The sequence below is a fragment of the Streptomyces sp. NPDC058985 genome, assembly GCF_042740985.1.
GTDB lineage: Bacteria > Actinomycetota > Actinomycetes > Streptomycetales > Streptomycetaceae > Streptomyces.
In genome coordinates, this window is the sequence record NZ_JBHYJX010000008.1 from 196448 (window position 1) to 214836 (window position 18389).

Sequence of the window (18389 nt, forward strand, 5' to 3'; positions counted from 1 at the left end):
CGCCTGCGGGGGTCCGCCGTCACCGGGCGGTGCTGCCGACGGGGCGGCGGGCCGCGGCGGACGCGTCACGTTCCCCCGCCGTCGGTGACAGCGCGACGAAGGCCGAGGTCAGAAAGAGGTAGGACCCGAGGCCGACGGCGAGGGGGAAGATGAACTGCATCGCCGTGGCCCCGGGGAGCGTCTCGCCCGAGGGTGCGACCCGCACCCTCACCGCGAACATGCCGGTGTAGTGCATGCTGCTCACCGCCGCCCCCATGATCAGTGAGGCGACGGTGACCGCGCGGGGCGACCTGATGTTGAGCGCGGCCCAGAGTGCCGCGGTGGCCGCGGCGACGGCGATGAGGACGGAGAGCGCGACGCGGACCGGGTCGTAACTCACGGCTCCGTGCAGGCGCACGGCCGCCATGCCCAGATAGTGCATGCTCGCGACGCCGATCCCCGTGGTGAGTCCGCCGAGCAGGAGTGCCCGCGCGCGGTCGCGGCCGTACCCGACCGCGAAGACGCCGGCGCAGACGACGAGCATCGCGACGAGCAGGCTGGCGAGGGTGAGCGCCACGTCGTAGCGGATGTCGGTGCCGCTGACCCGGAAGCCGAGCATGGCGACGAAGTGCATCGTCCAGATGCCGGTGCCGATGGCCGAGGCCGCGGTCAGCAGCCAGTTGCGGCGCGAGCGCCCGGTGGTGGCGAGGGCGCGCACGGTGCAGCGCAGTCCGAGGGCCGCGCCGGTGCAGGCCATCGCGTACGACAGCACCGGGGTCAGCCAGCCGAGGGCGGCGTGGTCCAGGTGTCCCATGACCCCGGGACGCTAGTACCGGGCAGGGCGCACAACGGGGGCGCATTTCGAAAGGTGTTGCTATCTGACACAGAGAGGCGCTGGAACGATCGCGTCACGCTCGAACGTGTGCGCCTCGGCATCCCCCGCGCGTTTGGGGAATCATGCGGACCATGAGCGACGACCACACGCACGTCCAGGAGTTCTTCGGCGCCCGCGCGGCCGACTGGGACAGCCGCTTCCCCGACGACGGGCCCGCCTACGCGGCCGCGGTGGCCGAGCTGGGGTTGCGGGAAGGTGACCGGGTGCTCGACGCAGGCTGCGGCACCGGACGTGCCCTGCCGCCGCTGCGGGCGGCCGTGGGGCCGTCGGGGCTGGTCCTCGGTGCCGATCTGACACCGGCCATGCTCCAGGCCGCCGTACGGGCCGGGAGGGACCGTGCCGGACGGTTGGTGCTGACCGATGTCGCCGCGCTGCCGTTGCGCCCGCGCTCGCTCGACGCCGTGTTCGCGGCGGGCCTCATCGCACACCTCCCCGAGCCCGGCGGGAACCTGCGGGAACTCGCGCGCGTCGTGCGTCCCGGCGGTGTGCTGGCCCTGTTCCATCCGATCGGCCGGGCGGCGCTCGCGGCACGCCAGGGGCGGCGGATCACACCGGACGACCTGCGCGCCCAGGCCAACCTGCGGCCGCTGCTGACCGGTTCGGGGTGGCGCATGACGTCGTACGTCGACGAGGACGACCGCTTCCTGGCCCTGGCCGTGCGCGAGAACTGACAGTCGCCGCGCACTCCCGCGGCTTCCGGAGCCTCCCGGACCGGCCTCGGCTCGTTGCGCGAGACGATCGGCTCACTCGGCTGACGACGTGTCGATGTGGCGGACCGGGCAGCCCCGCACGCCGGGGACCGGGCTGGTGCCCAGCTCGGTCAGCCGGTAGCCCTTCGGGTAGCCCTTGATCTCCCGGTTCTGCCGGGCGTGGTGCGGGGCGCGCCTCGGGGGCATCAGCCGGACGGCGCGCCCGCGCAGCCGCACCGCGCGGCGCACGACCGCACGCGCGGTGGGGCTCGGCGGGGTGTACCGGAAGGCGCGCAGCAAGGGCTCGTCGAGCAGGGCGAGTGTGCCGGCGCGCAGGAGGGGCGCGAGGGGGCGCGGGTACCAGGAGGCCATGAGGTCGAGGGTGGCGTCGGAGACCCTGCGGGCGCTCTCGTCCCAGGCGAAGTGGGCTGCCTCGTAGGCGTCGAGGCAGTCTTCGAACTCCTCGTAGGACCCGGGGATGTCCTGGATCCCCATGTGCCGTCCCAGCGTGCGGTAGTGGACGGCGGAGGCGACGGTCTCGTGCCGCGACATCCTGCGCCACGCGTAGGCGTCGATCCAGCGTTTGGGAGTCACGACGAACGTGCACAGGACGTACCGCATGTCGTCGTTGGCGATGTCGTAGCTGCGGTGCATCCGGTTGATGCTCCGGATGGCGGTGCGGCCCTGATCGCTGCCGAAGCCGTGCTCGACGACGGCGTCGAGCAGCAGTGCCGTGTCGTCGTACCGCTTCTGCGTCCGGTCGGTGAACTCCGCCGTCTCGGCCAGCAGCCGGCCGATGCTCGGCACGGCGTAGGTGCGGAAGAGGGCCAGCTCCAGGGCACGGCTGAAATCCCAGGGGAACTCGTAGGCCGAGGACAGCCGGTAGATCTCGGAGGCGTCCTCGTGGGGGTCCATCCGCCGGATCTCCGCCAGCCGTTGGAAGCGCTTCACCGTGCCCGTACCCTTCTGCCGCCGAGGCTTCAACTCTACGTTGAGCAGCAGGAGATGCACGATCGGCGATGGTGACCGGCAGGGGAGGGTGGTCCGCTTGTTCGGCAGGATCCTCGAAGCTTGGGACAGATCTCGCGCCGCCCGGCGCACGGAGGACAGGGCGGGAACGGAACCGAGGTCGCACAATCTGTTCGAGGCCGCGGCCGCGTACGTGTCCGCGTGCGCGGACGACGATCAGGACCGGATCGACGAGGCGGCGGGGTGGGTGTCGCCGGAGGCCCTGTCGTTCGGGGTGAACGAGCTTGCGTGCCGCGCCGTGGTCGCGCTGGCGCGGGAGCGCGACCAGTCGCCGTCGGACGTCGCCCGCGCGCTCCTGGGGCTGCCCGCGACCTGACCGCCGGATCCCCGCGGCGCGTGGTCGATTCGCCCCCGTCCAGCCGGAAAACTGCAGCTCGGGTGCGTCTGGGAGTCGTGACAAGGCATTCCCGGGCGCACTAGGGTGCGCGCCATTGGACGAACCGATGGGGAGGCTGGGATGGCCGGGACGGATGAGGACGCCGTCGCCGCCGCGGACGACGCGCTCTATGTGCTCACGGCGGTGCTGCTGACGCCGGCGAAGTTTCCGAGTGTGCTGGGCGACGACTACCCGGAGGCGTGCGCCGCGCTCGGTCTCCCGCCGCTGGCCGACGGCTACGGACTGGTGCTCGGCCAGGACGGTGACGGTGCCCGGTGGACCGTCGTCGTGGACGACGTGTCGCTGGTGGCCGTGGCCGTGGCCTCCTGGGACTGCGGCATGGAGTACGACCTGTCGCCGGACGAGCGCACAGTCGTCGCGGCGCTGCCCGGCTGGCCCCTGGCGGTCGCCGTGGCGGCACCCGGCGTACCCGCGCCGCACGACCCCGGGCCCGAGTCCGCCGACCAGCCCGCGCTGTGCCCGCCGGACACCACGGTGTGGGGGCCTGCCCAGCGGCGTCTGGGGGCCGACGAGATCGCCCTGCAGTGGGCGCAGTGGCGGGAGCAGATCGACGACGCGGAGTTCCCGGCGGCGGGTGGCGCCGGCGCCTCGTCCGACACGCCTTCCGGCGACGTGGAGGCCGGCGTGAGTACCGGGGAGGGCACGCGCGACGAAGCGCCGGTCTCGAGCGGCGTCGCGCACGGCGAGGAGGACGCGGCGGCCTCGGGGCACGGCGGGGTCCGGAGGGTGCTCGCGGAGGCCCGCTCCTACGTCGACTCTCCCCCGCCGCTCGGCCGGGTGCGGTCGTCGTTCGCGCCGGGGGACGCGCGGACGCTGCGGGCCGACGGCCCCGGCTGGTCGCTCGTCGCCCGGACCGACGACATCGCCTTCATCCTGCTCGACGAGGAACCCGGTGAGGTCCTGCCGGTGGGCCGGGGGCCGTCGCTGCCGGGCCTCCTGGAGGCCCTCGACAAGATGGCCGTACGTCCGAGCTGACCAGGGGCGCAGAGGCCCCGACTGTCTTCAACCTCCATGATCGGCCTCCTCTCCATGTGGCTCCAGCCCATGGAAGGGGTCGTGGCGGGCCCGCACCATGGGGCAGCCCTCGACCTCACTCCCCCGTCGCGTCCGGAGGCCCTGATGCGTCTGTCCCGTGGTGTTCCGTTCCTCGCCGCCGTCCTGACGGCCGTCACGCTCACCGGGCCGGCTCCCGCGGCCACAGCCGCGGTGGAGACGGCCGGACACTGTGCCCGGCTGGAGCGCGTGCGGGTGCCGGGCGCGGCCCTGCAGCGCGGCGCCTGCCTGGACGATCTGACCACCACCGGGCTGGCGGGCACCCGGTACACCGACCTGGCCGACCAGGCCGGACTGACGGCCGCCGGCACCAGGACGCCGTCCGGCGTTCCGGGCATCCAGATCGACGGGTACTTCCCGGACTCCTCCCGCTTCAACACGACGCACGGCTGGCGGCACGACGCGCAGTTCGTGATCCGGCTGCCGGACCACTGGAACGGTGGACTGGTCGTGACGGGAGCGCCCGGGAACCGCAAGCAGTACGCCACGGACAAGGCGATCTCCGACCGGGTCCTCGCGCAGGGGTACGCGTACGCCGCCACCGACAAGGGGAACAGCGGAACCGACTTCTACCGGGACGGTGTCCGTCCCGGAGACGCGGTCGCCGAGTGGAACGCCCGCACCACCCAGCTGACCCGCGCCGCCCGGCGGGTGGCGGCCCAGCGCTACGGCCACTCGCCGCGCCGCACGTACATCACCGGCATCTCCAACGGCGGCTATCTCACCCGCTGGCAGTTGGAGAACCACCCCGGGCTCTACGACGGCGGCGTGGACTGGGAGGGAGCCCTGTGGACGGCGGACGGGCCCAGCCTGCTCACTTCACTTCCGACCGCGGTCGCCCGGACGCTCGGCTCGGCCCGGGACGCGGACCTGTACGCGGCCGGGTTCGCCCGTGGCTCCGAGTTTCTCTGGCCGTACCACGAGAACGCCTACTGGGGCGTGACGCAGAAGATCTACCGGGCCGAGTTCGACCCGTCCTACGACCCACGCTGCCCGGGCAGCTCGGCAGGATCCTCCTTGGAGGAGATCCTCGCGCCGTGCGCCTCCGACGCCGCCTATGACTACACCGCACGTCCTGCCTCCGTCCATCGCGCGGTGGCTCGGGTGGCACTGACCGGACGCATCGGGAAGCCGTTGATCACGCTGCACGGCGATCTGGACGCACTGCTGCCCAAGGCCGCCGACTCCGACGTGTACGCGCGCATGATCGACGCGCGCGGGCGGGGCGTGCTGCACCGCTACTACACGGTCCGGGGCGGGACCCATGTCGACGGGCTGTACGACACGTATCCCGACCGGCTGCGGCCGATCCTGCCCTGCTTCCGGTCGGCCTTCGACGCCCTGACCGCGTGGGTGGAGCGGGGCACGCCGCCGCCCGCGGACCACACGGTCGGCGAGCCCGCGGACGGCGACGTGATCGACTCCTGCCCCTTGCGCTAGGCCGTGTCCGCAAAGTCCTGCCTGCCCCGCGACGCCCGGCACGCACTCTCGCCGCACCGGGCGAAGCCCCGAGTACGCCCAGTACGAGGGGCTGCGCCCGGCACTCCCCCAGCCTCCGGCCGGGGGGGGACCCCCAAAGCACGCACCGGACGCCGCGGGGCCCGCCCTCCGGGCGGACGGCAGGACTTTGCGGACACGACCTAGCCGGGCACGCGCCGGCGCCGGCGCGTCAGCGCCCTATCTCCCTGCGCGTGGTCCGACGCAGCCTGCGCCGCTGGGAGGGGTCCAGGGTGAGGTAAGCGGCGGCCGGGACTCCCAGAACTATCAGCAGGGCAGCCCACCAGGGCAGCCAGATCAGCAGGATGAGCCCGACCGCCACACCCCCTGCTGCGACTTTGGCGTTCTTCGACATGGTGTCGCCTCCTTCGCGGCCACTGCCGCTCTCTGTCCTGAAAACGGGCCCGCGCTCCCGGCGGTTCCGCACCCCGACCCTGAGACGTCCCTGAGTCCGGACCCCGACAACCCTGAGGGATCGGTCGGCGTGGCCGCCCCGCTCGTCCGTGCATCGATCCGTCCGCCCGGGGCGAGAAGCCTCTCCCCTTGCATAGTGACCCATGCCACAGATCATCCACACCCCGTGACCTCAGGAGTGGTGTACAGTCAGCCGCCGCATACCGGCTAGTCAAATTTGAGGAATACATCATCACCGTGCAGACCGCTCTCCCGGAAACCCCTTCCGAGATCTCCGCACTCGTCGGCTGCTGCGCTGTCTTCCTGCCCGGTGACCCCGGCCGCACCGGCGCCGTGGCCTTCTGGCGACCGGACGGCGCCCCACCCGGAACCACGCCGGGCGGCCGGGAGAACCCGACCACCGAGGACCTGACCGTCGTCCTGCCCGACGGCGCCGGTGTGGAACGGGTGAGCGTACCCGCGGTGGTGCTGCCGCTGCGGGCGGCCCTGCCGGTCCTCACGCGCGCGCGTACCTCCGCGCACGCCCACCGGTCGTCGGTGTTCTGGGGCGCCGTCACCGTCGAGGCACTGCACCTGGTCGCGCGCGGGCTGCTGCTGCCCGGCCTGTCCACGGCCGACCACGACGCGTGGCGGGCCGGCCCGCTGGGCCCGGAAGAGACCGAGCGGGTCCGCCATCTCGCCGCCGCCATGCCGCCAGAGGCGCACGCGGTCCCCATCGACGCCACCGGTCCGCCGCGGCTTCACGACCCGGAACGGCTGGTACGCGCCTTCCTGGACGCCGTGGCGGACACGCTGCCCCGCTCCCCCGCCGCCGCCCTGGTGACGGCCGGGCCCGCCTACGCCTCGCGGGAACCGCGGCGGATGCCCGAACTGCACGAGTGGGCTGCCGACGTCGCCGCGGGACACGACGCGGGTGTACGGCTGTCCCTGCGCGTCGAGGTAGGTGGCCTGTCGGCCGAGGCTCCCGCTGAGGAGAAGCCGGCGTTCCGGGCGGTGCTCCAGGTGCACAGCGTCAGCGGCCCCGCGCTCGTCGTCGACGCCGCCGAGGTGTGGGCCGGCACGGTGGGCGAGGCGTTCGGCACGCGCGCGCGTGTGGACGTCCTGCTCGCCCTGCGCCGCGCGTCACGGGCCTGGCCGGCGCTCACGCCGCTGCTGTCGGCCTCCGTGCCGGACGCGGTCGAGCTCGCGGACGCGGACGTGACCGAGTTGCTCGGCACGGGGTCCCGGGCACTCGCGGGCGCGGGGGTCGACGTGCACTGGCCGAGGGAGCTGGCCCGCGATCTGACCGTACGCGCGGAGGTCGGACCGCCGGACGACGCGCGGGCGCCCCTCGCGGCTGCCGCAGAGGGCGGCCCCTCGCTGCTGTCCGCCGACGCGCTGCTCGCCTTCAACTGGACGTTCGCCCTGGGCGACAAGAGCCTCACGCGCGAGGAGCTGGACCTGCTCGCCGAAGCCGGCCGGCCGCTCGTGCGCCTGCGCGACCAATGGGTGCTGGTCGACCCCGGGGAGGTCCACCGCGCCCGCGCCCGGCAGGACCACGAGGTCGCTCCGGTGGACGCGCTCGCGGCCGCTCTCACCGGCTCGACGGACGTCGACGGACACCGCGTCGAGGTGCACCCCACGGGCTGGCTGGCGACGCTGCGGGAACGGCTGGCCGACCCCGAGGCGCAGGAGGCGGTCCCGCAACCCGCCGCGCTCGACGCCACGCTGCGCGACTACCAGCGGCGCGGGCTCAACTGGCTGGTCCGCATGACGTCACTGGGCCTCGGCTGCTGCCTCGCCGACGACATGGGCCTCGGCAAGACCATCACGCTGATCGCCCTGCACCTGCACCGGCAGACCGACCCGGCCGCCGCCGGGCCCACCCTGGTGGTCTGCCCGACCTCCCTGATGGGCAACTGGCAGCGGGAGATCGAGCGGTTCGCGCCCGGCACACCGGTTCGCCGCTTCCACGGCACCCGACGTGACCTGAACGGCCTCGCGGACGGCGAGTTCGTCATGACCACCTACGGGACCATGCGCCTGGACACCGAACGTCTCTCCGCCGTGCAGTGGGGCATGGTCGTGGCGGACGAGGCCCAGCACGTGAAGAACCCGTACTCGGAGACCGCGCGCCGACTGCGTTCCCTCGGCGCACGCGCGCGGGTGGCGCTCACCGGCACTCCGGTGGAGAACAACCTCTCGGAGTTGTGGGCCGTCCTCGACTGGGCCACCCCGGGCCTGCTGGGCCCGCTCGGCACCTTCCGCCGTCAGTACGCCGAGGCCGTCGAGAGCGGCGAGGACCCTGCCGCGGCGGAGCGACTCGCCCGGCTCGTACGGCCCTTCCTGCTGCGACGCCGCAAATCGGATCCGGGGATCGCACCCGAGCTGCCTCCGAAGACCGAGACCGACCGTCCCGTGTCACTGACGGCGGAGCAGACGGGCCTGTACGAGGCGGTGGTGCGCGAGGCGCTCGCGGAGATCGCCGGAGCCGACAGCATGGCGCGACGCGGCATGATCGTGAAACTGCTGACGAGCCTCAAGCAGATCTGCAACCACCCGGCGCAGTTCCTCAAGGAGGACCGGCCGAGGATCGGGGGCCGCTCGGGGAAACTGGAACTGCTCGACGAGTTGCTCGACACGATCCTCGCAGAAGAGGCGAGCGTCCTGGTCTTCACGCAGTACGTGCAGATGGCCCGTCTCCTCGAACGGCACCTGGCCGCCCGCGGCGTGGCGTCGCTGTTCCTGCACGGCGGCACGTCCGTCACGGCACGCGAGTCGATGGTCCGCCGGTTCCAGGAGGGGGAGGTGCCGGTCTTCCTGCTGTCGCTGAAGGCGGCGGGCACCGGGCTGAACCTCACACGCGCGGAGCACGTCGTGCACTACGACCGCTGGTGGAATCCGGCGGTCGAAGCTCAGGCCACCGATCGTGCCTACCGCATCGGCCAGACCCGCCCCGTGCAGGTGCACCGGCTGGTCGCCGAGGGGACGATCGAGGACCGCATCGCCGCCCTGCTGCACCTCAAGAGGGAACTCGCCGAGGCGGTACTGGGCACCGGCGAGGCGGCGTTCACGGAGCTGACGGACGCGCAACTGGCCGACCTGGTCGAACTGCGAGGGGGTACCCGATGACCCGGTACGACAACGACACGGAACGGACGTTCACCGCGCTGCCACCCGCACACGGACGGGGCTTCGCCCGGACCTGGTGGGGCCTTGCCTGGCTGAAGGCGCTGGAGGACGCGGCGATGGACGCGGCCCAGGTGAAGTCGGGCCGCCGTCTCGCACGCGCGGGAGCGGTCGGCGCCGTGTCGGTGCGGCCGGGGCGCATCACGGCCGTCGTCCAGGACCGCGATCGCACCGCACATCGGGCCGACGTCCTGCTGGAACAGCTGTCCGACGCACAGTGGGATCGTTTTGTCGACATGGCGATCGAGCGCTCCGGGCACGTCGCGGCACTGCTGGACCGGGACATGCCCCCGCACCTGGTGGAGGACGCGGCGACCGCCGGCATCGATCTGCTGCCCGGCATGGGCGACTTGGAACCGGAGTGCGACTGCGGCGCCTGGGACCACTGCGGGCACACCGCCGCCCTCTGCTACCAGATGGCCAGGCTGCTGGACCAGGACCCCTTCATCCTGCTGCTGATGCGAGGCCGCACGGAGGGCGCGCTGCTCGAAGCACTGCAGACGCAGGGCAGCGCACCCGCGCGGGAGTCCGCGTCCCACAGGGAGGGCGTGGACGCAGGCGAGGCGTACGCGGCGGGGGACGTACTGCCTCCGCTGCCCGCGCCGCCCGAACTCGGGGACGGCCCCGGTGTGCCGCCGTCCCTGGACACCGAGACGGCGCCCCCGTACGGCGTCGATCCGTCCGCCGTGGCCCACCTGGCCTCCAGGGCGGCCGCGGACGCGCACCGCCTGCTCGCCGAAGCCCTGCGCGGCGGGCACGAGCAGCAGGCCGCGGGCAGGGAGGCGACGGCCGCTCAGGACGCGGTACGACTGGCCGCGGGCGAGCCCGGCCCCGATGTGCTGCGACGCCTCGGCGAGGGTTCGGGGCGCACACCGGAGGCACTGGCCGTCGCCGTGGGCGCGTGGCGGCTCGGCGGCGTGACCGCCCTGTCCGTGCTCGAGGAGGAGTGGGCGCCGGAGGGCGAGTCGCTCGCACGCGCGCGTGCGGCGCTGGAGTCGGCCTGGGAGGACGACGAACGCCCGTCGCTGCGGGCGCGGGCCAACCGGTGGACCGTCGTCGGGGAGCCGCGGCAGCTCCGCCTGGACCACGACGGCCGTTGGTGGCCGTACCGCGAGGAACGTGACCGTTGGGTGCCCGTCGGCGGGCCGGTTCAGGACCCGGCTACGGCGCTCGCCTCAGCCGCCTTGGGGACGGTCGACCGACCCTGACGTCCCGGCCCCCGCACGGTGGGCACTTCCCGCGCGGGGGCTCCGGCCTCCTTCCGGAACACGGAGAGAGGCCGGAGCCCACCAGTCCGCAACGGGCCCCTCCGTGGTACCTCAGCGGGCGCCGAGGAGGTGATCCATGGCGAGCTGGTCGAGGTGCTCGAACGCCATACCGCGCGCGGCGGCCGCGTCCACGTCGAAGGTGTCGTACGCGGTCGGGTCGGCCAGCAGTGCCGCCAGGCCGTCCTCGGCGGTGGGGCGGGCCAGCTCGTCCAGGCGGGCCGCGGCCAGGGCCTCCCGCACCTGCGGATCGGCGCGGAAGGCGGCCGCGCGGTCCTTGAGGATCAGGTAGTTGCGCATACAGCCGGCCGCGGACGCCCACACACCGTCGAGGTCCTCGGTCCGGGGCGGCTTGAAGTCGAAGTGCCGCGGGCCCGCGTATCCGGCCCGCTCCAGCAGGTCGACGAGCCAGAACGCCGCCCGCAGGTCGCCCGCGCCGAACCGCAGGTCCTGGTCGTACTTGATGCCGGACTGGCCGTTGAGGTCGATGTGGAACAGCTTGCCCGCCCACAGGGCCTGCGCGATCCCGTGCGGGAAGTTCAGCCCCGCCATCTGCTCGTGGCCGACCTCCGGGTTGACGCCGTACAGCTCCGGCCGCTCGAGGCGCTCGATGAACGCCAGCGCGTGGCCCACCGTCGGCAGCAGGATGTCACCGCGCGGCTCGTTCGGCTTCGGCTCGATCGCGAACCTCAAGTCGTAGCCCTGCTCGGTGACGTACTCGCCCAGCAGGTCGAAGGCCTCCTTCATCCGCTCGAGAGCGTCCCGCACGTCCTTGGCCGCACCGGACTCCGCGCCCTCCCGGCCGCCCCAGGCGACGTACACGCTCGCGCCCAGCTCCACCGCGAGGTCGATGTTGCGGATCGTCTTGCGCAGTGCGTACCGGCGCACGTCCCGGTCGTTCGCCGTGAAGGCGCCGTCCTTGAACACCGGGTGCGTGAACAGGTTCGTCGTCGCCATCGGCACCTTCATGCCGGTGGCGTCGAGGGCCTGCCGGAAACGCTTGACGTGCGCCTCCCGCTCCGAGTCGCTCGACCCGAACGGGATGAGGTCGTCGTCGTGGAACGTGACGCCGTGGGCGCCCAGCTCGGCCAGGCGACGCACCGATTCCGCCGGGTCCAGGGCCCGCCGGGTGGCGTCGCCGAACGGATCACGGCCCTGCCAGCCGACCGTCCACAAACCGAACGTGAACCTGTCCTCGGGAGTGGGCTGGTAGTTCATTCCGCGGCTCCTCACTCGCTGCCGATCACTCGCTGCCGACTATTTCGTCATGGCGCTTTACAAATTAGTATGCACACACGGTCCTGGGAAGGGACAAGGTGTGCCAGTGCCCGAAGCAGTGAAGTCCGGGAAGAGGGAGTAGACCGATGTCAGCAGCCGAGGGTCCGCTCGTCGTCGGTGTGGACACATCCACTCAGTCCACGAAGGCGCTGGTCGTCGACGCGGCCACCGGCCGGGTCGTCGCGAGCGGCCAGGCCCCCCACACCGTGTCCTCCGGAGCCGGCCGGGAGAGCGATCCGCGCCAGTGGTGGGACGCGCTGGGCGAGGCGCTGCACCAGTGCGGCGACGCCGCCCGTGAGGCCGCCGCGGTGTCGATCGGCGGGCAGCAGCACGGGCTCGTCACCCTGGACGCCCAGGGTGAGCCGGTGCGCCCGGCACTGTTGTGGAACGACGTGCGGTCCGCCCCGCAGGCCCGGCGTCTGATCGAGGAGCTGGGCGGGCCCAAGTCCTGGGCGGAGCGCACGGGCAGCGTGCCCAGCGCCTCCTTCACCGTCACCAAGTGGGCCTGGCTGGCAGAACACGAGCCGGACGCGGTCCGCGCCGCGACGGCCGTCCGCCTCCCGCACGACTACCTCACGGAGCGGCTCACCGGCGAGGGGACCACCGACCGGGGCGACGTGTCCGGCACCGGCTGGTGGGCGTCCGGCACGGAGGCGTACGACGAGGACATCCTCACGCGCGTGGGACTCGACCCGGCACTGCTGCCCCGGGTGGTCCGGCCCGGCGAGGTGGCCGGCACCGTGCGCGACGGCCATGGCCTGCCGTTCACGAGGGGCACCCTGGTCGCCGTGGGCACGGGTGACAACGCGGCCGCCGCTCTGGGACTCGGGCTCCGTCCCGGTGTGCCGGTGATGAGCCTCGGCACGTCCGGCACCGTGTACGCCGTCTCGCAGCGGCGCCCCGCCGACCCGACCGGCACGGTGGCGGGTTTCGCCGACGCGCGCGGTGACTGGCTGCCGCTCGCCTGCACCCTGAACTGCACGCTCGCCGTGGACCGCGTGGCGACCCTGCTGGGCCTGGACCGGGATGCCGTCGAACCCGGCACCGAGGCGACGCTGCTGCCCTTCCTGGACGGCGAACGCACCCCGAACCTCCCGCACTCCTCCGGCCTCCTGCACGGACTGCGGCACGACACGACCGCCGGTCAGCTGCTCCAGTCCGCGTACGACGGCGCCGTCCACTCGCTGCTCAACGCCCTCGACCTGGTGCTCGACGCCGACGCCGACCCGTCGGCGCCGCTGCTCCTGATCGGCGGCGGGGCACGTGGGGGCGCCTGGCAGGAGACGGTACGGCGGCTGTCGGGGCGTCCCGTCCAGATCCCCGATGCCAGGGAACTGGTCGCGCTCGGCGCCGCGGCACAGGCCGCCGGCCTGCTGACCGGCGAGGACGCCGCCGCGGTCGCCCGGCGCTGGAACACGGCCGCCGGACCGGTACTCGACGCCGTGGAACGGGACGAGGCGACGCTGGCGAGGATCACCGGGGTACTCTCCGACGCGGCACCGCTGCTGGAGCGGTCCACGGATTCCCGCTGAGGACGCGGTGACCCGGGCGACGACCGACCGAGGGATGACGGAGGCATGACCGCACCGCCGCACGAAGCCGAACCGGCCCGGCACGGGCGCGTGCTTCCGGACACCCAGCAGGGGATGCGCCGCCGGAATCTCGCCCGGGTGATGCACACCGTCAGCGCGGAAGGACCGCTGTCCCGGGCCGCCGTCGCCTCACGGATCGGGCTGACACGCGCGGCGGTCTCGACCCTCGTCGACGAACTCATCCGCTCGGGCCTGCTGGAAGAGCTGGGTCCCGAGCGGCCGGGCCGGGTGGGGCGGCCCGGGTCGGCGCTCGCCGTCAGCGCGCGGGGCCCGGCGGGCATCGGCGCGGAGGTCGGCGTCGACCACCTCGCGGTCTGCGCGGTCGATCTGCGCGGCCGGGTGCGGTCTCGTGCCGTGCGGTACGGCAGCAACCGGGACAGCTCCGTCACGCCGGTGATCGAACGGCTCACCACTCTGGTGCGGCAGGTCGTCGCGGAGGCCGAGTCCGAAGGGCTGTGGCCGGCCGGGCTGGCGGTGGCCGTGCCGGGTCTCGTGGCGCGCGACGGCCGCACCGTCGTACGCGCACCGAACCTGGACTGGCACGACGCCGATCTCGGCGCGCTGCTGCCCGCGGACCTGCCGCTGACCGTGGACAACGAGGCCAACTTCGGGGCGCTCGCCGAACTCTGGCTCGGCGACGGGACGCTCCGCGACTTCCTGCACGTCTCGGCCGAGATCGGCATCGGCGCAGGCGTGGTCTTCGACGGACGGCTCCTGCGCGGCACGCGCGGATTCGCGGGCGAGCTGGGTCATGTGCCGGTCCGGCCGGACGGCCCGGAGTGCCCCTGCGGCGGACGCGGGTGCCTGGAGCAGTACGCGGGTGAGAAGGCGGTACTGCGCGCCGCCGGCGTGGAGCCGGGCGAGGACCGCGTAGGGCTGCTCGCCGGACGGGCCACGGACGGCGACGAGGACGTGCGGCGCGCCCTGCGCGAGGCGGGCACGGCGCTCGGCATCGCGCTGACCGGGGCGGTCAACCTGCTGGATCCCGAGAGCGTGGTGCTGGGCGGCGCGCTGGCCGGGCTCGCGCCCTGGCTGCTGCCGTCGTTGCGCGACGAACTGGCCCGGCGCACGGCCGGCCCGGCCTGCCCGGTCTCGGTGTCGGACCTGGGCCCGCGGGGGCCGCTGCTCGGCGCGGCGCACTCGGTGGTGCGGGCGGTTCTGGACGACCCGGCGGTGGTGGCGGAGCGCGCCTGAGCCTTTCAGGGGCTCGGCGAGGGGTCCACTCACGCCCCTCTTTCACTCGATCGAGTGAGCGTGATGTCCACAAGGCGGTGGCCGTCCACAGAACGGCGCGGCGTTCTTCTGCGCAATCCCCGTCCCCCGTACGGTGATTGCGCGGACGCACCCCGCAGACAGGGTGGACGGACCGTCGGCGTTGCTCTCCTCGGCAGGGCCGGACTTCTCCTCGGCATGACCGAACAGCTGAGCACCCACTCCCCCCACCGGGCTCCAGGGCCCACCGACGAAAGGGCATCCATGGACAGGGAAAGGACAGCTCCGGTTCCGACCAGGCGGCGGATTCTGATGGGCGCCGCGCTCGCCACCGTCCCGTTCACCCTGCTCTCCGGTACGCCGGCCGCCGCACGGCCCCGGGCGGTCGACTACCCCTCCGCCGAGTGGCAGCCCGCGACGACGTCCAACTACAGCCGGTCCAGCAGGCCCACGGCCTATCCCGTCGACTACGTGGTCATCCACGTCACGCAGGAAACATACGCCGACACCCTCGCCATCTTCCGCGACCCCGAGAGGCAGGTGTCCGCGCACTACGTCGTCCGGTCCTCCGACGGACACGTGGCGCAGTGCGTCCGCGAGGTGGACATCGCCTGGCACGCGGGCAACTGGGACTACAACACCCGCAGCATCGGCATCGAACACGAGGGATGGGTGGACCAGCCGGCGTACTTCACGGACGCGATGTACGAGCAGTCGGCCCGGCTCACCGCGGCGATCTGCACCACGTACGGCATCCCCATGGACCGCACGCACATCATCGCGCACCATGAGGTTCCCGGCAGCGACCACACGGACCCGGGGCCCTACTGGGACTGGACCCGCTACATCAGACTGGTCAACCTGGCCTCGGCCCCGGCAGATCCCACGTCGCGCTGATCCGGCTGGTCGAAGAGGTTGTCCGCGCGTATCGGCGGAGTGACGATGTCTCCCATCCCATCACTGTCCGGGGAGGCCGAGTTGACTGATTCATGGCTGGCTCTGGAACCGGGGGCCGACCCCGCCGAACGTGCCCGGACACTGCGCCGCGCGCACGAGACGTTCACCGCGGCGGGCACGGTGTCGCGCCCTGTGCGCGCCGTGGTGGCGGAGTCCTGGCGGCGGTCGGTCCGGGCGGGGGTGGGTCCGGACGGCACGGCGAGCGTGGAGCTGATGGACGGCGACCTCGGTGCCTACCGTGCCGAGCATCCGCTGGCGCACGTGATGCCGCTGGTCCGGGAACTCCTGGGCACCTTCGCCGCGGACGGCGAGCATCTGCTCGCCGTGTGCGACGCGCACGGCAGACTGCTCTGGGTGGAAGGACATCCGGCCACCCGGCGCCGGGCGGGACGGATGAACTTCGTGCCGGGAGCCCGGTGGGCGGAGTCCGCGGTCGGGACGAACGCGCCGGGCACGGCGATATCGGTCGGCCGTCCGGTCCAGGTCTTCACGGCGGAGCACTTCATACGCCGGGTGCAGCCGTGGACGTGCGCGGCGGCTCCGGTGCACGATCCGCGCACCGGGCGGGTTCTGGGCGCCGTGGACATCACCGGCGGGGACGGGCTGGCACACCCGCACAGCCTGGGCTTCGTACAGGCTGTGGCGCGTGCCGCCGAGTCACAGCTGGCCCTGCTCGCTCCGGAGGCACCCGCGGGCGAGGCCGCGGAGCTGACCGCGCTGGGCCGTGACGAGGCCCTGCTGAGCGCGGACGGTCGCAGGATCCGGCTGAGCCGACGGCACAGCGAGATCGTCGTCCTGCTGGCCCAGCATCCGGAGGGCCTGACCGGCGACGAGTTGCTGTGCGCGCTGTACGAGGACGAGACGGCGCCGCCGGTGACCCTGCGGGCCGAACTGGCCCGGCTGCGCGGCATCGTGGGGCCGGGCCGGCTGGCGTCCCGGCCGTACCGGCTCACGCTGCCCGTGGAGTCCGACGCCGCCGTCGTCGAGCGTCGTCTGCGGGCGGGAGCGGTCACCGGGGCGGCGACGGCGTACGCCGGTCCGCTGCTGCCCGGGTCCCAGGCCCCGGCGGTGGTGCGGCTCCGGCGCCGCCTCGCCGACGGGCTGCGCGCCGCGCTGATCGCCCGCCGTGATCCCGACCTGCTGGCCGACTGGGCGCACGCGCCGTGGGGTGAGGACGACCTCGACGTCTGGCGCGCGCTCGCCACGGTCCGGCCCACGGCGGCGACTCGGTCCCGGCTCGCCGCGCTGGAGTCGGAACTGACGGCGCCGGGCCCGTGGTGACCGTCGCCGGCGCAACGTGTCTGCAACGTCTCGCTGCCTAGCCTCGCGCGCAGAGCTGTCCAACGGCGGGCAGCGCTCGACGAGGAGGCATTCAGGATGACCCGTTACACGGCGCCCGGCACCGAGGGCGCGATCGTCTCCTACCAGTCGCGCTACGACCACTTCATCGGCGGCGACTACGTGCCTCCGGCCCGCGGGCAGTACTTCGAGAACCCGTCTCCGGTGAACGGGCAGCCGTTCACGGAGATCGCGCGGGGAACGGCGGAGGACGTGGAGCGGGCGCTCGACGCGGCACACGAGGCCGCCCCGGGCTGGGGCCGCACCTCGGTGACCGAGCGTTCCGACATCCTGCTGAAGATCGCCGACCGCATGGAGGCGAACCTGGAGCGTCTGGCGGTCGCCGAGAGCTGGGAGAACGGCAAGCCGGTGCGCGAGACGCTGGCGGCCGACATCCCGCTGGCCATCGACCACTTCCGCTACTTCGCCGGAGCGGTCCGCGCCCAGGAGGGGTCGCTCGGCGAGGTCGACGACGACACCGTGGCGTACCACTTCCACGAGCCACTCGGTGTCGTCGCCCAGATCATCCCGTGGAACTTCCCGATCCTGATGGCGGCCTGGAAGCTCGCCCCCGCACTCGCGGCCGGGAACGCGGTGGTGCTCAAGCCCGCCGAGCAGACCCCGGCGTCGATCCACTACTGGCTGAGTCTGGTCGCGGACCTGCTGCCGCCCGGTGTCCTCAACGTCGTCAACGGCTTCGGCGTGGAGGCGGGCAAACCGCTCGCGTCCAGCCCTCGGGTGGCGAAGGTGGCGTTCACCGGCGAGACCACCACCGGGCGGCTGATCATGCAGTACGCCTCGGAGAACATCAAGCCGGTCACGCTGGAGCTGGGCGGCAAGTCGCCGAACATCTTCTTCGACGACGTCTGGGCGCGGGACGACGACTTCCGCGACAAGGCGCTCGAGGGCTTCACCATGTTCGCGCTCAACCAGGGTGAGGTCTGCACCTGCCCGTCCCGGGCCCTGATCCAGCGTGGCAGCTACGCCGAGTTCATGGAGGCCGCCGTCGCCCGCACCCGGTCCATCAAGCCGGGGCACCCGCTGGACACCGACACGATGATCGGCGCGCAGGCCTCCAACGACCAGTTGGAGAAGATCCTGTCCTACCTGGACGTCGGCCGGCAGGAGGGCGCCAAGGTGCTCACCGGCGGCGAGCGCATCGAGCACGACGGCGAGCTGAAGGGCGGCTACTACGTTCAGCCGACCATCTTCGAGGGCCACAACCGCATGCGGATCTTCCAGGAGGAGATCTTCGGCCCGGTCGTGTCGGTCACGTCCTTCGACGACTTCGACGACGCGATCAAGACCGCCAACGACACGCTGTACGGCCTCGGCGCCGGGGTGTGGACCCGCGACATGAACACCGCCTACCGCGCGGGCCGTGCGATCCAGGCGGGACGCGTGTGGACCAACTGCTACCACGCGTACCCGGCGCACGCCGCCTTCGGCGGGTACAAGCAGTCGGGCATCGGGCGGGAGAACCACAAGATGATGCTGGATCACTACCAGCAGACGAAGAATCTGCTGGTGTCGTACTCGGCCAAGAAGCTGGGCTTCTTCTAGAGAGCACATGAAAGGGCGCCTGGCCTGGTCTCTGACCCGGTCAGGCCTCGCGCTCAGCCCCTT

Annotated in this window: 15 protein-coding genes; 11 read left to right on the top strand and 4 right to left on the bottom strand. The window is 72.8% G+C overall.

The window, feature by feature from the left end:
• Window positions 1-19 precede the first annotated feature (19 nt).
• On the bottom strand, window positions 20-793 hold the full coding sequence (locus ACFW01_RS10275; RefSeq protein WP_384502907.1) for an MHYT domain-containing protein: 774 nt from the start codon (window positions 791-793) through the stop codon (window positions 20-22).
• Window positions 794-945: 152 nt separating this feature from the next.
• On the opposite strand from ACFW01_RS10275, the gene ACFW01_RS10280 reads away from it, so the two are divergent.
• Entirely contained in the window at window positions 946-1545 is a 600-nt protein-coding gene (locus tag ACFW01_RS10280) for a class I SAM-dependent methyltransferase (protein ID WP_384502909.1), read from the top strand.
• A gap of 72 nt (window positions 1546-1617) precedes the next feature.
• On the opposite strand, the gene ACFW01_RS10285 is transcribed toward ACFW01_RS10280, so the two are convergent.
• Window positions 1618-2514, bottom strand: coding sequence for an oxygenase MpaB family protein (locus tag ACFW01_RS10285; RefSeq protein ID WP_384502911.1), 897 nt, complete (start codon window positions 2512-2514; stop codon window positions 1618-1620).
• A gap of 97 nt (window positions 2515-2611) precedes the next feature.
• On the opposite strand from ACFW01_RS10285, the gene ACFW01_RS10290 reads away from it, so the two are divergent.
• From ACFW01_RS10290 to ACFW01_RS10300, 3 genes are all read left to right on the top strand, one after another.
• Window positions 2612-2908, top strand: a complete 297-nt coding sequence (locus tag ACFW01_RS10290; protein ID WP_384502913.1) for a hypothetical protein — start codon at window positions 2612-2614, stop codon at window positions 2906-2908.
• A gap of 141 nt (window positions 2909-3049) precedes the next feature.
• Window positions 3050-3964: a hypothetical protein gene (locus ACFW01_RS10295; protein WP_384502915.1), complete on the top strand. Its 915-nt coding sequence runs from the start codon at window positions 3050-3052 to the stop codon at window positions 3962-3964.
• A gap of 144 nt (window positions 3965-4108) precedes the next feature.
• Window positions 4109-5482 (top strand): tannase/feruloyl esterase family alpha/beta hydrolase, encoded by a 1374-nt coding sequence (locus tag ACFW01_RS10300; RefSeq protein WP_384502917.1) that lies wholly within the window; start codon window positions 4109-4111, stop codon window positions 5480-5482.
• Between the two features lie 229 nt (window positions 5483-5711).
• Here the strand turns inward: ACFW01_RS10300 and ACFW01_RS10305 are convergent, their stop codons facing one another.
• Window positions 5712-5894 (bottom strand): hypothetical protein, encoded by a 183-nt coding sequence (locus ACFW01_RS10305; RefSeq protein WP_122620855.1) that lies wholly within the window; start codon window positions 5892-5894, stop codon window positions 5712-5714.
• A gap of 296 nt (window positions 5895-6190) precedes the next feature.
• On the opposite strand from ACFW01_RS10305, the gene ACFW01_RS10310 reads away from it, so the two are divergent.
• Complete coding sequence (locus tag ACFW01_RS10310) at window positions 6191-9064, top strand: DEAD/DEAH box helicase (protein ID WP_384502919.1); 2874 nt, start codon at window positions 6191-6193, stop codon at window positions 9062-9064.
• Window positions 9061-10329, top strand: coding sequence for an SWF or SNF family helicase (locus tag ACFW01_RS10315; RefSeq protein WP_384502921.1), 1269 nt, complete (start codon window positions 9061-9063; stop codon window positions 10327-10329). Before ACFW01_RS10310 ends, ACFW01_RS10315 begins: the two co-directional genes overlap by 4 nt.
• Window positions 10330-10440: 111 nt before the next feature.
• On the opposite strand, the gene xylA is transcribed toward ACFW01_RS10315, so the two are convergent.
• The gene (xylA, locus tag ACFW01_RS10320; protein WP_234957484.1) at window positions 10441-11604 is read right to left on the bottom strand and encodes a xylose isomerase; all 1164 of its coding nucleotides are present in this window, start codon (window positions 11602-11604) and stop codon (window positions 10441-10443) included.
• A 146-nt stretch (window positions 11605-11750) separates the two neighbouring features.
• On the opposite strand from xylA, the gene xylB reads away from it, so the two are divergent.
• The 5 genes from xylB to ACFW01_RS10345 all read left to right on the top strand — a co-directional run bounded on the left by xylB (window position 11751) and on the right by ACFW01_RS10345 (window position 18326).
• Entirely contained in the window at window positions 11751-13196 is a 1446-nt protein-coding gene (xylB, locus tag ACFW01_RS10325) for a xylulokinase (protein WP_384502923.1), read from the top strand.
• Window positions 13197-13241: 45 nt separating this feature from the next.
• Window positions 13242-14450 (top strand): ROK family transcriptional regulator, encoded by a 1209-nt coding sequence (locus ACFW01_RS10330; RefSeq protein WP_234957486.1) that lies wholly within the window; start codon window positions 13242-13244, stop codon window positions 14448-14450.
• A gap of 282 nt (window positions 14451-14732) precedes the next feature.
• Window positions 14733-15365, top strand: a complete 633-nt coding sequence (locus ACFW01_RS10335) for a peptidoglycan recognition family protein (RefSeq protein ID WP_234957487.1) — start codon at window positions 14733-14735, stop codon at window positions 15363-15365.
• 45 nt (window positions 15366-15410) lie between these two features.
• Window positions 15411-16706 (top strand): GAF domain-containing protein, encoded by a 1296-nt coding sequence (locus ACFW01_RS10340; RefSeq protein ID WP_384502926.1) that lies wholly within the window; start codon window positions 15411-15413, stop codon window positions 16704-16706.
• A 96-nt stretch (window positions 16707-16802) separates the two neighbouring features.
• Window positions 16803-18326: an aldehyde dehydrogenase family protein gene (locus ACFW01_RS10345; RefSeq protein ID WP_234957489.1), complete on the top strand. Its 1524-nt coding sequence runs from the start codon at window positions 16803-16805 to the stop codon at window positions 18324-18326.
• The last annotated feature ends 63 nt before the right edge of the window (window positions 18327-18389 follow it).

Coding starts and splice junctions, on each gene's coding strand:
- ACFW01_RS10340 (WP_384502926.1), top strand. CDS start 15,411: ATGTCTCCCATCCCATCACTGTCCGGGGAGGCCGAGTTGACTGATTCA.
- xylB (WP_384502923.1), top strand. CDS start 11,751: ATGTCAGCAGCCGAGGGTCCGCTCGTCGTCGGTGTGGACACATCCACT.
- ACFW01_RS10335 (WP_234957487.1), top strand. CDS start 14,733: ATGGACAGGGAAAGGACAGCTCCGGTTCCGACCAGGCGGCGGATTCTG.
- ACFW01_RS10315 (WP_384502921.1), top strand. CDS start 9,061: ATGACCCGGTACGACAACGACACGGAACGGACGTTCACCGCGCTGCCA.
- ACFW01_RS10295 (WP_384502915.1), top strand. CDS start 3,050: ATGGCCGGGACGGATGAGGACGCCGTCGCCGCCGCGGACGACGCGCTC.
- ACFW01_RS10330 (WP_234957486.1), top strand. CDS start 13,242: ATGACCGCACCGCCGCACGAAGCCGAACCGGCCCGGCACGGGCGCGTG.
- xylA (WP_234957484.1), bottom strand. CDS start 11,604: ATGAACTACCAGCCCACTCCCGAGGACAGGTTCACGTTCGGTTTGTGG.
- ACFW01_RS10345 (WP_234957489.1), top strand. CDS start 16,803: ATGACCCGTTACACGGCGCCCGGCACCGAGGGCGCGATCGTCTCCTAC.
- ACFW01_RS10300 (WP_384502917.1), top strand. CDS start 4,109: ATGCGTCTGTCCCGTGGTGTTCCGTTCCTCGCCGCCGTCCTGACGGCC.
- ACFW01_RS10305 (WP_122620855.1), bottom strand. CDS start 5,894: ATGTCGAAGAACGCCAAAGTCGCAGCAGGGGGTGTGGCGGTCGGGCTC.
- ACFW01_RS10275 (WP_384502907.1), bottom strand. CDS start 793: ATGGGACACCTGGACCACGCCGCCCTCGGCTGGCTGACCCCGGTGCTG.
- ACFW01_RS10280 (WP_384502909.1), top strand. CDS start 946: ATGAGCGACGACCACACGCACGTCCAGGAGTTCTTCGGCGCCCGCGCG.